This window comes from Tissierella praeacuta (assembly GCF_040396155.1).
GTDB classification, from domain to species: Bacteria; Bacillota; Clostridia; order Tissierellales; family Tissierellaceae; genus Tissierella; species Tissierella praeacuta_A.
Genome location: NZ_JBEBOY010000054.1, coordinates 1 through 15,822 on the forward strand (window position 1 = coordinate 1; position 15,822 = coordinate 15,822).

Sequence of the window (15,822 nt, forward strand, 5' to 3'; positions counted from 1 at the left end):
AATATGCTTAGAAGACTTAATAAAAAGTGCTTCTAAACATATTATACGAGGAGGAGTTTTGTGAAGAAAAAAAGTGTGGTTAGTTTAGTTCTAGTAATGACATTTTTATTATCTATGACAACAACTGTATCTGCACAAGGAAGAGAAAAGGTAATTGAAACTGATGGTTTGAAAATCGATATTCCCATTTATGCAAAAACATATGCTTATTTAACACTTAAAGATTTTGAAGAAGAAGGCATAGAAGATGCTAAAGATTTTTTTGAGAATGCTGGTTGGGTTTTTGAAAAAGATCACATGTATAAAGTTGTTAGGCTTATGGGTGGAGATATTGAAATTAATGGGAAAAACTATCTAATTAACAAAGATGGACTTGTATCTTTAGATATATCTGAAAATACAAGTTATTTAAAATCAAATGAATTAAGTAAAAAAATAAAAACGGAAAAAAATTATATAACATTAGATGATTTAAATAAAGAAGAAATAAAAACGAATCTTTTGACTACAAATGTTTATTTTACAGATAAGCCAGTTGAAACTACAATAACTAATGCTTTAGAAATAAATGCTTTTAGCTCAGTTAGAAATATTAAAAAACAAAATTATGATTTAGCACTTGTTATTGAGGAGGATATTTTTGAATTGTTAGATCATATGGATGAGCAAGAAGAAGAAATGTATAAAGAAATGGCTTCTATGTCTGTAGATTTTGAATCTCCTGGACATGGAACTCCATATAAAGTAGGAGATCAAGTACATTGTAATCGTTTTAATGGACCTAGAACAGATGATGTACATTATTCAAAAGCAAAAGATCCAGCTAAAACACTTAGAAATTTTGAATATAGCGACTGTGCAACTTGTCTTGGTTCAGGGATTTCTTTTTGTAGAAAAAGTGATAAATGTAATCAATTAGGTCCAGGTTCTAGAGCAGCATGTTCAACTTTTACTATATATTCTGATACAGGTAAGGCTTGCCCTAAAACATATCATCGTCATTATCAATTTGAGTGTCAATTTGATACTGAAAGATGGATGAGAAGTCCTTGGTATGGTTATTAAAGTATAAATTATATAAATATAAAACATAAAGAAAAAAGCTCTCTTAAAATAGAGAGCTTTTTTCTTTATGTTTTATATTTTTCTATTGAATACCAATATATGTTATTTTGGCCATTATGTAAAAAAATAACATTAAGTTTATTTTTTTTATCTACATATCCAATGCCTTTGACACCATCTGTATTACTGCCATAATTATAATAATTTTCCCCATAAACTTCTATAACTTTTTTTAGATTATCACCTAGACAAACGCCTTTATTTCCTACTTCTTTTCTTGATGAGTTTTTTTTGGATCCGCTATATTTTGAAATATATACAATTTCCTTAGTTTGCTCAATAAAACCTACTGTTATTTGAGGAGCGTTTTCTTCATTAAAAGTTAAACGATAAGATTTTATATTTGGATTTCTAAAGTAAAACATATTATGATATTCAGGATTGATATAATTAGAAAAATTTTCAATAAAAAAAGATGAATTTATATTATCTGTTATTTTTATATTATCTATATTCTCATTTTCTAAGTTTGTATTTTTAGTCAGAAAAAAAGTTATTTTATCACGATCGAAAAAAAATAAAATTAAAATAATAGTTAATATAATTATGAAAATAGTAATAAGCGTTTTTTTCATAAGAAATCCTCTCCTTTAACTAATTGTATCATACATTCTAGTTATAAAAATATTTAAATTATAATTGAATTATAAAAGGCATTTTATCAACACTAATATATCTTTAGAGTCTGAGCCTGAGTATTTTTTTATTATCAAAAATTTAGAGAGTGGTTTCATCTGATAAAATATTTATGGCGAATAAAAATTTTCTTATCTTCTATAAGTGGGAGATGGACTGCTAAAATCTTTGACATATATATTTTTAGTGTTATATACTATAATTAATATTAAACAACAAAAGATTGATATATGAGGGAATTGAACAGGAATAATTAATTTTGGATTAGTTATAAAATTTATAAGTAAATAGTTAATAGTTCTTAAACAGGATTAAGAAAATTGTTAACAATACTATAATAGAGAGAAGGGGTAATATAGAACCAGTAGAGATACAAAAATCAAAAGGAATATCTCCTATAATTGCTAGTATTCCCCATGGGTCATCTTGTATTACATCTGAAATGGAAAATAGTATGATACAAAATGTATTACTTACAAATAATGATTGGTTTTTAAATGAACTTTATGATTTTTTAAGTAAGATAAATATTACAAAGGTATCAGCTAATTATAGTAGATATATGATTGATGTTAATAGAAACATTAATAAAAAAAGTATGGAAGGAGATTATACAGAATCTTTAGTTTATCACAAGACTACATTTGGTAAAAATATTTATGAAAACTCCTTACCAAGTAAAGTAGTTGAGAATAGGATAAAAGAATTCTATGAACCATATCATACTTGCTTATTAAATGAAATAAATAGTAGTTTAAAACAATGGAATAAAGTATATTTATTTGATTTACATAGTTTTTATGCTCAATCAACAGCAGATATTGTACTAGGTACAAGTGGTAGAAGTACATGCTCGCATAAATTCTTACACAATGTTTATAAATCTTTTGTTGATGAGGGTTTTACTGTAAAGATTGATGAGAAAGGTCTTAAGGGAGGATATATAGTATCTCATTATAGTTCTATAGAAAATATTGAAGCCATACAAATTGAGATACGATATACAGCATATATAGAGGACAGGTATTTTGGGGAAGAAGAAATATATTATAAAGATGATATATTATTCAATAAAACAAAAGAACGTTTAATGAGAGTTTTTGAAAATATTGTAAAGATTGTTGAGAATGGATTAAGTATAAATTGTTGATAAGAATACTAATTAAGTGGAAATTGTTCTAAAATAAGATATTGTATATTTTTATATAATAAAAAATCAAATAATTTGAAGAGGTGGAAAAAATGAGACCAATTGATATGCATTGTGATACTATATTAGGGTTGATGGAAGATAAGGAAAATCAAGGATTATATGAAAACCAATTAAGTATAGACATTAAGAAATTGAAGCGTGGAAATTCCTTAGCTCAATTTTTTGCTATGTGGGTAGATTTAGAAAAGGAAATTAACCCTTTAGAAACATGTCTTAAAATGATAGATAAGTTTTATATAGAAATTGATAAAAATTCAGATAATATATCTTTAGCAACTAATTATGAAGATATAATGAAAAATGATAGGAAAGGTAAAATTTCTGCTGTTCTCACCATAGAAGAAGGGGGTACCATTAAAGGACAAATACATAATTTGAGGAATTTCTATAGATTAGGGGTGAGGGCAATAACCCTCACATGGAATGCAGTAAATGAAATAGGGTTTCCTAATATAAAAGAAGAATATAGAAGTAGAGGATTAACTAGTTTTGGTGAAGAAGTAGTGTATGAAATGAATAAATTAGGTATACTTATAGACGTTTCTCACCTTTCAGACAAAGGGTTTTATGATGTATCAAGATTAAGTTCAAAGCCATTTATTGCATCACATTCAAATTCTAGAGCTATGAAAGAGCATTTTAGAAATTTAGATGATGATATGATAAAAGTTCTGGCAGAAAAAGGTGGGGTAATGGGTATTTGCTTTGAGAGGGATTTTCTAGGTGAAAGTGAGAATGCGAGAATAGAGGACATGATAAGACATATTAAACATATTAGAAATGTAGGAGGAATAGATGTAATAGCATTGGGTTCCGACTATGATGGTTCTCATCCAAATTGTGAAATAAATAATATAGGTGAGATAGAAAAGCTTGCGTTTGCATTAAAAAATAATAAGTTTTTAGAAGATGAAATAGACAAGATACTTTATAAAAATGCACTAAGGGTAATTAAGGAAGTATTATAGTTTATTATAAATAGTTACTCAATTTGGATTGGTTGAAAAAATCAAGAAAATAAAGTGATCTTGATTTTTTCTATTTATTTTATGAAATTGTTAAAGAAAATCTTGCTTTAGGTGGTTGTTTTACTTTATAATTGGAGGAAACTAAATGAAAAGGTATAATATACCATTTGCGATATTTATAGTAATTATTTTAATGATGAGTTTTAGTAATAGATATAAAACAAATAAAAATTATAAAGAAACAAAATATTACATTATTGAAGATGGAAAGAAGAACTATTATCCTAATGCTGAATTTATTGAAGATATATCAAGCTTTGACTTAACACTTGAGAATACGATTAAATCACTGAATGAAATAAAAGACGGCAAAAGAGACTTAACTTTTATTACTGAAATTACATCAGAAGAATTGAAAGATAATAAAGAGCATAAAATATTTTCAAATATCATTCCAGGAGAAATCGAATCACAAACTACAAGTGCATATATTCAAAGTTATAGTATTACTGGATTACAATATGATAAAGATAAGAGTTTGATAAAAGTACTTATAGCCATTGAGACAAAGGAAAAGTATAAAGGTGGTTCAATAAATGTATTTAATAATCAAACCTATATTTACAAAATTGATAATAAGGGGTTATCGTTGACGAAATATGATTTATCTCAATATCTAGAATAAAGTAAATGTGGTAATACTTATATTATCTACAGAACCTAGACATAAAATAAGGTTTTATATATACTAATAGACGAGGTGACTTAATTTGAACCGTTATAAAAAGATGATTTTTGTCTCTTTAATAGTTGCATTAGCATCATTAGTCAATATTGGTTTAATAAATAGTGATTTTAGAGTTTCGGCAGGGATAATATTTTTTGTCGCCTTTCTTTTTTACTATCATGAGTTAGAACCAATTCAAACTGGAATATTGTCAGGGATAATGGTATTTTTTTTAAGATTGATGGTTTATTACATAGCAAATGGAGATATTAAAGATATAATAGTATCATATCAACTAGAGATACTATTTTATGCTTTCTACTCTATTATTTATTCTTTGCTAATAAATCAAGGTAATAAAAATAATATAAATTTTATATTTATTATTATGGTTATCAGTGACTTTGGAGCTAACCTTATAGAAGTGTTAGTAAGGACAACAATAGACACTTCTCCTTCACCATTGAAAGTGGGTATTACATTATTTCTTGTAAGTATAGTCCGTTCTGCTATAGTGTGGATTGTATTAAACATGCTTAAATATTATACAATGCTTCTGATGAAAGAAGAACATGAAAATAGATATAAAAGATTATTATGGTTAACATCTCAACTAAAAACAGAAATGTATTGGATAGAAAAGAACATGGACCATATAGAGAAAGTAATGTCTGAATCATATAAATTATTTGAAAAAATCAATCTTAATGAAGATAAAGAGAGCTGGGCAAATATAGCATTAAATATTGCTAGAGATGTGCATGAAATAAAGAAAGAAAACGGATTAGCAATACGTGGAATAAAAGAAATTACAGAAAATGAGCTAAATGATAAAGGTATGAATTTTAAAGATATAATCAGCATACTTTCTGAGACTATGAAGAGAGAAATAAAAGGTTTAAATAAGGAGATAGACCTTGAATTTAGTATAGGGGAAAATTTTTATACTCAGAAACATTATTATCTTATGTCCATGCTTCGAAATCTTATAATGAATGCTGTTGATGCAATAGATAAGATGCAAAAAGAAGCTAATATTAGTGTGAGCCATGAAATTGATGGAGATAAACATTATTTTGTAGTATCAGATAATGGAGGAGGGATAGATGAAGAAGGATTAAAACATATTTTTTCACCAGGGTTTTCAACTAAGATAAATTATAGTACAGGTGAAGTTAATAGAGGACTTGGACTTAGTATAGTCAAATATATAGTAGAGCAACAATTAAATGGTAGAATAAGTGTTAATTCTACTATAGGTAAAGGAACTAGTTTTTATATATATATTCCAAGAAAATCATTGGAGGAAGATTTAAAATGAAAATATACATAGTTGAAGATGATCCAAATATCATTAGAATTTTAGAGAGAATAATAATAGATAAAAACTTAGGAGATGTAATAGGAAGAGTTGATAATGGAATAGATGCTTTAGAGGAAATAGAATTATTGAAACCTGATATAGTATTAGTGGATTTATTAATGCCTGGTAAAGATGGCATTAGTTTAGTTAGGGAATCAAAGAAAAAAGATCCAGAGATTCAATATATTATGATTTCACAAGTATCTTCTAAAGATATGATTTCTAAAGCATATCAAAGTGGAATAGAATACTATATTTCAAAGCCAATTGATGCCATTGAAGTACAAACCGTAATTAAAAAAGTTATAGAAAAAATTGATATAAATAAAAAATTATCTCAGATTCAGAGTTTGTTTGTGAATGAAACTGAAAGCACTAGAAAAGAGCAAAATAATGGTGATAGCATTTCGAAAGTAAAAGCAGTTATGCAAAGAATTGGACTCATTGGAGAGTCTGGTAGCCAAGATATTATAAATGTAGCAAAGTATTTAATTGATACTAATCAAACTATGGCTGATTTTACAGTAAAAGAACTTTGTAGTCATTTTACAGATAATCCTAAGACAATGGAACAAAGAATTAGAAGAACAGCTACTACTGGAATGATTAATCTTGCAAATATTGGCATAGAAGATTATATGAATGAGATATTCACTGAATATTCCAATGGACTATATAATTTTGAACAGCTTAAAATAGAGATGGATTTTATTAGGGGAAAAAGCAAAAAAAGAGGAAAAGTAAATATAAAAAAATTCATAGATGGAATAGTTTATTATGGAAAAAGGCAATAGCAAAAGGCTATGTAAGAGTTAAATTCTTATATAGCCTTTTTTAATTGTCAAAATACTACGAAAAAAGTCATAAATTTTTATTTCAATTTGAAACTTTCAAAAACTATTTGAATGTTGCAGGTTATAATCAGTTTATAAATTACTAGACATAATTTATATGTGTGTAAATGTCAAAAGAATATCAAAAATACTTAAGAAAACGGGAGGGTATATTAATGTATTCATTTAGAGAAGTAGTTGGCTTTATAAATACTATCCTATGGGATTATGTATTAATATTTGGACTTATGGGAGTAGGAATTTTTATGACTATAAGACTTAAATTTCCGCAATTTACAAGATTATTTCCTGCATTAAAGAAAATGATTCAAGGGATAGTTAAGAAAGAAGAAGTAGAAGAAGGAAAAATGTCACCTTTCCAAGCCTTGTCAACAGCTGTAGCAGCTCAAGTTGGTACAGGAAATATAGTAGGGGTGGCCACAGCAATAGCAGCCGGAGGACCTGGAGCTGCATTTTGGATGTTAATATCTGCATTCTTTGGAATGGCTACAATTTTCAGTGAATCAGTTTTAGCACAAAAGTATAGAGAAAATAAAGATGGAGCATTAGTAGGTGGACCTGCTTATTATATAAAAAATGGTTTAAAATCTAAAGTATTAGCAACAATTTTTTCAGTATCGTGTATTGTCGCATTAGGCATAGTTGGTATCATGGTACAATCAAATTCAGTGGCTGGATCAGTTAGTAGTGCATTTGGAGTGCCAGTAATAGCAGTTACTATTGGACTTGCAATAGTAGTAGCACTTATATTAATGGGTGGTATGGGAAGAATAGCATCCTTTGCTGAAACAGTAGTGCCAATTATGGCAGGTGCTTATATATTAGGAAGTTTAATTATTATTGTAATGAATATTGGTAGTCTTATTCCAGCAATAAAGAGTATTTTTGTTGGAGCATTTTCACCAGGAGCAATAGGTGGAGGTGTATTAGGTATTACTGTTCAACAAACTGTAAGATTTGGTTTAGCAAGAGGACTTTTCTCAAACGAAGCAGGTATGGGATCAACTCCGCATTCACATGCAGTTGCCGATACTAAGCATCCTGCTGAACAAGGATTTACTGCAATGATAGGAGTATTTATATCAACATTTTTAATTTGTTTATCAACAGTTATGGTAAACATTACATCAGGAGCTTATAATACCAATATATCAGCTATTGAAATGACCAAGAGTGCCACTGTAATGACACAAAATGGTTTTGCTGCTGGATTTGGTACATTTGGAGGAATGTTCTTATCAATATGTTTATCATTCTTCTCACTTACTACAATAGTAGGATGGTATTTCTTTGCTGAGTCAAATGTAAAACATGTATTAAATACAAAACCAATAACTATTAATGGATTTAAAGTTATAGTTCTTACTGCTTTAGTAGTTGGTACATTAATAGAACCTGATTTTGTATGGGAATTGGCTGATATGTCTATGGGTATAATGGCTGTACCAAATATTATAGCATTATTCCTATTATCTAAAGAAGTTAAAAATATACTTGATGATTATGACTCAAAGGTATTAAGAGGAGAACTTAGCTGGAACTATGAATATCAAAATCTTGATGAAAAGAAAGATAATAGAAAAGCGATATTAAGAAAAGGATTGAGTACTACTTTATTAAAATAATAAATTTTATGACACATTATGACACAGGGATAATCCCAGATCAGATAAGGTAGATAGCTAGAGCTATCTACCTTATTTGTATTTATAGATATTTAAAAGAAAATGATAATATAAATTTTCATAACGAAATATTTGTATAAACAAGTTTAAACATTTAACGTAATATATGGATATGTTATGAGTTGAATGTTACAATCATATTATAGGAGGGGGGATGTATTTGAAAAATAGAATAATTACTGAGATATGTGTAGATTCCCTTCAGTCTGCTTTATCGGCAGAAAAAGGAGGAGCAGGCAGGATAGAGCTTTGTGATAATTTAATGGGGGGAGGAACTACCCCTAGTATAGGAATAATTCAGTTAGCTAGGAAGTATTTGACAATTGATATAAATGTAATGATTCGTCCAAGAAGCGGAGATTTTTGCTATTCTACCTTTGAGATTGAAATAATGAAAAGAGATATTGAAATTGCTAAAAAAAGTGGTGTAAATGGCATAGTAATAGGCGTACTTAAACCTAATGGTGAGATAGATATAAATATAATGAAAGAATTAATAGAGTTATCTAGACCTCTTACGGTTACATTTCATAGAGCATTTGACATGACAAAAGATCCATTTAAATCTTTAGATATATTAATTGATCTTGGTGTAGAAAGAATATTAACCTCTGGACAAGAAAGCAAGGTCATTGACGGAATAAATTTAATCAGAAAATTAGTTAAAATGTCAGAAGACAAGATAATTATTATGCCGGGGGCAGGAATCAATGAAAAAAATGTAAAAGATATAATTGAAAATACAGGGGTAAAAGAGATTCATCTATCTGCAAAAAAGAGAGTGGAAAGTATTATGGAATATAGAAATCAAAGAGTGAATATGGGAGGAAATCTAATAGCGTCTGAGTATGAGAATTATTTTACTTGTGAGAAATCAGTGAGGTCTATAACACAGATTTTGGATTTTTTAGAGGAGGGGTAAAATGAAAAATATAGCATGTTTTGATATAGGGGGTACCTTTATAAAATATGGGGTTTTGGATATGGAAGGAAACATTATATTTAAACATAAATTTCCTTCACCTGTGGAAGAGTGTAAGAAACAAATACCTTTAGAAATCTCAAAAAGAATAAAGGAATTATTAAATAAATATGATATTTTTGCCGTTGGTATTAGTACGGCAGGCAAGGTAGATTGTGATAATGGAGAGGTTATTTTTGCAAGTGAAAATTTACCTGATTATACTGGAGCAAAACTATCTAGAGATATAAAAATGTTAACTGGATTAGATTGTTTTATAGAAAATGATGTAAATGCAGCGGCCTTAGGAGAATATTGGAAGGGAGCAGGAAAAGACATAGATAATTTTGTATGCGTTACTCTTGGAACTGGAATAGGTGCGGCAATAATAATCAATGGTAAATTATATAAAGGAATTAAAGATGGCTCTGGAGAATTAGGGCATATGATTATAAATGAGGATGGAGAAGATTGTAATTGTGGATGGAAAGGGTGCTATGAGAGATATGCTTCTACAGCTGCTTTAGTCAGGAGTTATGAAACTATAGCAAATCTTCCTAGTGGAACTGTTACTGGGAAGGATATAATTGATAAAGTTAGATGTAAAGACCAATTGGCAACAGAAGTATATAATAAATTTTTAAACCATGTAGTAACAGGTATAATAAATATTACACATATATTGGACCCAGGGCTTATTGTAATTGGAGGAGGAATTTCTGAATCAGGTAATTTGTTTTTTCAAGAAGTAAATAATATATTTATGAAATTGGTAATGCCTTCCTATGGGGAATATACCAGAATAGTACAAGCTAAGTTAGGAAATGATGCTGGATTAGTAGGTGCTTGTTATACAGTATTATCTAAATTAAATTATATAAAATAATAGTGAGGTGTACATAATGAGTTGGGGAATAATAGGTACTTGGAGAATGGCATTAGAAGGAATAATAGAAGCAGAGGGATTGTTAAGAGATGGAAAATCTTCAATAGATGCTATTGAAACTGTTGTAAAAATGGTAGAGAACTATGAAGAATATAGGTCTGTAGGCTATGGTGGACTACCAAATCAGGAGTGTGAAGTTGAACTTGATGCAGCCTTTATGGATGGAGATACATTTTCCATTGGGGCATTAGGTGGTATTAAAGATTTTAAAAATCCTATATCAATAGCAAGAAGTCTTATGAGTGAAAAATACAATGTATTTCTTGTAGGACAAGGAGCAGAAAAATATGCACATAAAATGGGTTTTGAAAGAATGAATATGCTTACAGAATATTCTAAGGGAGAATGGGAGAAAAAGAAAAGCAAAGTAAAAATAGATAGCCTAAACCCATATGATGGTCATGATACTGTTGGAGTAGTAGGATTAGATAAAGGTGGAAAAATGGCTGTTGCCACATCTACCAGTGGACTTTTCATGAAAAGACCTGGAAGGATAGGAGATTCTCCTTTATCAGGATCAGGATTTTATGCAGATAGTCATATAGGTGGTGCCAGTGCTACGGGACTGGGTGAGGATATAATGAAAGGATGCATATCCTATGAAATAGTCCGTCTTATGGAGGAAGGATATCATCCACAAGATGCTGCGGAGAAAGCTGTTTATGCTTTAAATAAGAAACTTATTGATAGAAGAGGTAAAGCAGGGGATATATCTGTAGTATGCATGAATAATAAAGGACAATGGGGTGTAGGAACGAATATTTCTAAGTTTTCCTTTGTTGTAGCTACAGAAATAGATGAACCTACTGTATATATTGCTTCCTTTTCCAATGGTAGGACATCTTATGTAAAGGCGACTCAAGAATGGATAGCGACTCATACAGAGTAAAAAAATAAAGAGTTTTTTAATTTGGAATTATAATCGATAAAATAGGGCAAAAAAATCGAGATTATTTTTTGGAATTATTATATTCTAGTTTATAAAGGGGGAAGGAAATAGGATGGAGTGGATTGAACGTGTTAATAATGTGGTTAATTATATAGAAGAAAATCTTGATAAAGAAATTTCCTATAATGAAATTACAAATCTTGCAGTATGTTCTATATATAATTTTCAAAGGATGTTTTCTTATATTGCAGATCAATCTTTAAGTGAGTATATTAGAAATAGAAGACTTACATTAGCAGCCTTTGATATTTTAAATAGTAAAGAAAACATCATAGATATAGCAATGAAATATGGCTATACTTCGCAGGATGCTTTTACTAGGGCATTTAGAAAATTTCATGGCGTTCTCCCATCTAAATTACGGACGGAGGTAGTTAGCCTTAAGGCGTGTCCAAAAATTTCCTTCCAAATAACTATTACAGGAGGTAATCATATGAATTATCAAATCGAACAATGGCCAGCATTTACTATTTCAGGAATAAGGAAAAGAATAGAAACAGAAAAAGCATTTGAAATAGTTCCTAAGGTCTGGGAAACAGCAGGTAATGATGGAACAATGGAGAAGTTATTTAAGCTTTTAGGTCAAGTGGATATGCGACCAGTAGGGCTTCTTGGAGTTAGTGCAGGAGGACAATGGGGAGCTTCAGAGGAAATGGACTATTATCTAGGAGTAACTACTTGTGTAGATGTACCTGAATGCATTAAGGTTTCTACTCCTGAGGATATGGTTGAATTACAATTACCTGAAGCTACATGGCTAATAATTGAAGCTAATGGAGCATTACCTAAAGCTGTTCAAAATGCTTACAAAAGCTTTTATACAGAATGGCTACCTAATTCAGGATATGATTTAGATGATTTACCTGTAATAGAATGCTATTTACAGGATAATAGACAAGAAGTATGGATAGCAATTAAACCAATTTGTAAATAGGAGCATGCAATAAATGAAATACACATTAAGTGAAAGTTTATTAGAAGATTTTGATCTAAATAAGACAACAGGTTACTTAGAAATAATAGTATAGTAATATATGAAAGATTTTTAATTTGTTCAGAAGAGAGGATAATATATGAAAAAGAAAGTTTTAATAATGGGTGGAAGCTATTTTATAGGAAAGAAAATTGCTGATGTTTTTTATGAAAACAAATATGAAGTTTTTATTTTAAATCGTGGAACAAAAAAGCAAAATTATGAAAATATATATAATCTAATATGTGATAGAAATGATAGTAAGCAAATGGAAAAGGTTCTTTCTGAATATAGATTTAATATTGTTATAGATGTATCTGGACTAAATAAAGATCAGGCAGAAATATTATATAAATCCATAGAGAGGGAAGAATTAGAGACTTTTATATTTATTAGTTCAAGTGCTGTTTATGATGTAAATAGCTTGAAGGTTCCTTTTAAAGAAAGTGATCCATTAAAAGAAAATACTTATTGGACTTCCTATGGAAAGAATAAGATAGAATCTGAAACTTATTATACTGAGAATTTTAAAAACTCATCTATTAATCTTATTTTTTTAAGACCTCCTTATGTTTATGGAGAAAACAATTATGCCCAAAGGGAAAGCTTTATTTTTGACCATATTTGCAAAGATATACCTATAATCATCCCAAATCCAAATACTTATCTTCAATTTATATATACTACAGATTTAGCTAATATTATTATAGAATTGCTTAAAACAAAAAGACAGAATATCTCTATATTCAATGTTGGAAACAAGAAACCAGTTACTATTAAAGAATGGATTGAATATTGTGCACAAGTAGTTGGTAAAGAAGCTAAAATAATTGAATATGATTATAAATCTAAAGGACGAAAAGAAAGAGATTTCTTCCCGTTTTTTGATTATAGTAATGTGTTAGATGTAAGTAAAATTAAATCTATCTATAGTGAAGAAACTAATTTTATAACAGGATTAAAGCATAGCTATAATTGGTATTTAGAAAATAAAAATAATATATATTTTAAAGAAGATATTATGCATAATGAAGATGAGATATTTAAGGAATTAGAAATTAAGATTACTAAATGATTTGAAAGAAGAAACGTATAGCAAGAATTGTGTCTAAGGCAGATAAAAAATTATCTGCCTTATTTATATAAACAGTATTTTAAAAAAAGGATTTTAGGAAAAATTGTAGAATTATATATTATAGGTATAAGAAAGAGATTCACGGAAAATTAATTTGTAAATTATGAAAGATGCATTTTACATAGATAGAGATAGGAGTGGGCTATGAAAAAATCAATATTATTGATTACACCAGAAAATAGAGAAATAAATAAATTTAGGAAAAGACAGTTTAATAATTTTATTCAAATTACTATGCCTTATTTAGCTGGATTTATTGATGAGGAAAAATATAATATGACAATTATAGATGAATATAATCAGAGAATACCATTTGAGGATAAATTTGATTTAATAGCTATAACAGTAAATACTTCTAATGCTTCCCATTGTTATGATGTTGCAACTAAGTTTAGAAAAAAAGGGAGTAAAGTTGTTTTTGGAGGTCCACATGCAACTTTAGTTTCTCATGAAGCCATGAAATATTCCGATTATATTATAATAGGAGAGGCTGAAAATACATGGCCTCAGTTTTTAGAAGATTTTTATGAAAATAAAGCAAAGAAACAATATGAGACTCAATATGAGACATCATTAGAAGGAATTCCTATTCCAAGAAGAGATCTTATAAAGGGAAGATATTTCACAAAAGGAGCAGTTTTTGCCACAAGAGGATGTCCCTATCAATGTAGTTACTGTAATTTAAAACAAATATATTTTAATTCCTTTAGGACTCGTCCAATTAAAGAAGTTATTGAGGATATAAAAAATATAAATAGTAGATATTTTGTTTTTTGGGACGATAATTTTTTAGGGGATATAGAATATGCAAAAAAATTAATGATGGAATTATCTAAGCTTAATAAAAAATGGGCAGCACAAGTTACATTAGAGAGATGTGAAGATGAGGAGCTTTTAAAAATAGCTAAAAAATCTGGATGTATATATTTTTTTGTTGGCTTAGAGTCATTTTCTGAAATTAGTTTAGCAAGTGTTAATAAAACGATTAATAATGTAGATAAGTACAAGAGAATAATAGAGTTAATCCACAAAAATGGTATTTCTATTCAAGCAGGTATAATATTTGGATTTGATACTGATACCAAGGACGTATTTAGAAAAACCCTTGAGGCATGTAATGATTTAGGCATAGATGGTGTTACTGCAAGTATATTGACTCCATTACCTAAAACACCTATATATAATCAATTAAAGAAAGAAAATAGATTGATATCAATGGACTGGACATATTATAATGGAAAAACAAGAGTAGCATTTAAACCTAAAAATATGTCACCTCAAGAATTATTTGATGGATATATGTGGTTTAGAAAAGAATTTTATTCCATGAAATCAATAGTTAAAAGAATTTCAGCTTCAAAAACAAATATAATATACAATTTTATAGTGAATCTAGGTTATAAGTTTTCTCTAGGGGGAAGTAAAGGCTAGTAATAATTCAAGCAAGTAAGAGACTTAATAAGTGTTGTAATTTGTTTTAGTCAAATTAAGTATTAGACTTTTACAGATTGAATCATCTGAGAATTATAGCAAAATAGGAGGGATTATATGGGCAAGATAGTAGTAGTATATAAATCAAAATATGGCAGTACCAAAAAATATGCAGAGTGGATAGCTAAAGAAGTAAAGGCTGATTTATTTGAGTTCTCAGAGATAAAAAGTGAAAGATTATTTGAATACGATACAATAATCTTTGGTGGCGGACTTTATGCTAGTGGGATTAATGGTATAGGGCTAGTTACTAAAAATTTTCAAGCTTTAAAATGTAAAAACCTTATTGTTTTTACTGTAGGACTTGCGGCAACAGACGATAAAGATATTTTTAAACCAATTATTGAAAAAAATTTTACAGAAGAAATGCTTAAGAAAGTGAAAATTTTTCATTTGCGTGGTGGAATTGATTATAGCGAATTAAATTTTTTGCATAAATCTATGATGTCAATGCTTGAGAGAAAGGTAGCTAATAAAAATCCAGAGGAATTGTCAATAGATGATAAAATGATGTTAGAAACATATGGTAAGAAGGTTGATTTCACCAATATAGAAACAATAAAGCCACTAGTATCATATGTTAAAGGAATTAATTAGGGGAAAAATGAAAACAGTATTTATAATAGGTGGCAGTAATAGAATTGGATATTATATAATCAGGAAATGGCTTGAAAATGGAAACTATGCTGCTGTAAATTTAGCAGAATCTGATAACTCCTTTATTTGATGATATAATATCAATAAGGTGCGAGCTGCGAAGCAGCACGCAAAAGCGTGTTACTTCCTCTTGGTGATG

General features: G+C 28.8%; 16 protein-coding genes. 15 read left to right on the forward strand and 1 reads right to left on the reverse strand.

Annotated elements, in window-relative coordinates; all coding sequences use genetic code 11:
- The first annotated feature begins 60 nt into the window (after positions 1-60).
- The gene (locus tag ABWP20_RS16595) at positions 61-1,065 is read left to right on the forward strand and encodes a hypothetical protein (RefSeq protein ID WP_353097320.1); all 1,005 of its coding nucleotides are present in this window, start codon (positions 61-63) and stop codon (positions 1,063-1,065) included.
- Between the two features lie 65 nt (positions 1,066-1,130).
- Here ABWP20_RS16595 and ABWP20_RS16600 read toward each other — a convergent pair whose 3' ends face one another.
- Complete coding sequence (locus ABWP20_RS16600) at positions 1,131-1,700, reverse strand: hypothetical protein (RefSeq protein ID WP_353097321.1); 570 nt, start codon at positions 1,698-1,700, stop codon at positions 1,131-1,133.
- Positions 1,701-2,161: 461 nt separating this feature from the next.
- Here ABWP20_RS16600 and ABWP20_RS16605 point away from each other — a divergent pair, with 461 nt between their 5' ends.
- From ABWP20_RS16605 to ABWP20_RS16670, 14 genes are all read left to right on the forward strand, one after another.
- Positions 2,162-2,911, forward strand: coding sequence for an N-formylglutamate amidohydrolase (locus ABWP20_RS16605; RefSeq protein WP_353097340.1), 750 nt, complete (start codon positions 2,162-2,164; stop codon positions 2,909-2,911).
- A 92-nt stretch (positions 2,912-3,003) separates the two neighbouring features.
- The gene (locus tag ABWP20_RS16610) at positions 3,004-3,942 is read left to right on the forward strand and encodes a dipeptidase (protein WP_353097322.1); all 939 of its coding nucleotides are present in this window, start codon (positions 3,004-3,006) and stop codon (positions 3,940-3,942) included.
- A 145-nt stretch (positions 3,943-4,087) separates the two neighbouring features.
- Positions 4,088-4,627 (forward strand): hypothetical protein, encoded by a 540-nt coding sequence (locus tag ABWP20_RS16615; protein WP_353097323.1) that lies wholly within the window; start codon positions 4,088-4,090, stop codon positions 4,625-4,627.
- 85 nt (positions 4,628-4,712) lie between these two features.
- Entirely contained in the window at positions 4,713-5,990 is a 1,278-nt protein-coding gene (locus tag ABWP20_RS16620) for a sensor histidine kinase (protein ID WP_353097324.1), read from the forward strand.
- On the forward strand, positions 5,987-6,826 hold the full coding sequence (locus ABWP20_RS16625) for a response regulator (protein ID WP_353097326.1): 840 nt from the start codon (positions 5,987-5,989) through the stop codon (positions 6,824-6,826). The genes ABWP20_RS16620 and ABWP20_RS16625 overlap by 4 nt, the downstream gene beginning before the upstream one ends.
- 215 nt (positions 6,827-7,041) lie before the next feature.
- A complete protein-coding gene (locus tag ABWP20_RS16630; protein ID WP_353097327.1) occupies positions 7,042-8,511 on the forward strand; it encodes an alanine/glycine:cation symporter family protein in 1,470 nt (489 codons plus the stop codon).
- A gap of 220 nt (positions 8,512-8,731) precedes the next feature.
- Positions 8,732-9,493, forward strand: a complete 762-nt coding sequence (locus ABWP20_RS16635) for a copper homeostasis protein CutC (protein WP_353097328.1) — start codon at positions 8,732-8,734, stop codon at positions 9,491-9,493.
- A gap of 1 nt (position 9,494) precedes the next feature.
- Positions 9,495-10,418, forward strand: a complete 924-nt coding sequence (locus tag ABWP20_RS16640) for an ROK family protein (RefSeq protein WP_353097329.1) — start codon at positions 9,495-9,497, stop codon at positions 10,416-10,418.
- Between the two features lie 16 nt (positions 10,419-10,434).
- Positions 10,435-11,367 carry a glycosylasparaginase gene (locus ABWP20_RS16645; protein ID WP_353097331.1) on the forward strand — a complete coding sequence of 311 codons (933 nt, stop codon included), beginning with the start codon at positions 10,435-10,437 and terminating at the stop codon, positions 11,365-11,367.
- A gap of 112 nt (positions 11,368-11,479) precedes the next feature.
- Positions 11,480-12,361, forward strand: a complete 882-nt coding sequence (locus tag ABWP20_RS16650; protein ID WP_353097333.1) for a GyrI-like domain-containing protein — start codon at positions 11,480-11,482, stop codon at positions 12,359-12,361.
- Positions 12,362-12,500: 139 nt separating this feature from the next.
- A complete protein-coding gene (locus ABWP20_RS16655; protein ID WP_353097335.1) occupies positions 12,501-13,475 on the forward strand; it encodes an NAD-dependent epimerase/dehydratase family protein in 975 nt (324 codons plus the stop codon).
- A 204-nt stretch (positions 13,476-13,679) separates the two neighbouring features.
- Positions 13,680-14,966 carry a B12-binding domain-containing radical SAM protein gene (locus ABWP20_RS16660; RefSeq protein ID WP_353097336.1) on the forward strand — a complete coding sequence of 429 codons (1,287 nt, stop codon included), beginning with the start codon at positions 13,680-13,682 and terminating at the stop codon, positions 14,964-14,966.
- 117 nt (positions 14,967-15,083) lie between these two features.
- On the forward strand, positions 15,084-15,623 hold the full coding sequence (locus ABWP20_RS16665) for a flavodoxin domain-containing protein (protein ID WP_353097338.1): 540 nt from the start codon (positions 15,084-15,086) through the stop codon (positions 15,621-15,623).
- 7 nt (positions 15,624-15,630) lie between these two features.
- Positions 15,631-15,753: a hypothetical protein gene (locus tag ABWP20_RS16670; RefSeq protein ID WP_353097339.1), complete on the forward strand. Its 123-nt coding sequence runs from the start codon at positions 15,631-15,633 to the stop codon at positions 15,751-15,753.
- The last annotated feature ends 69 nt before the right edge of the window (positions 15,754-15,822 follow it).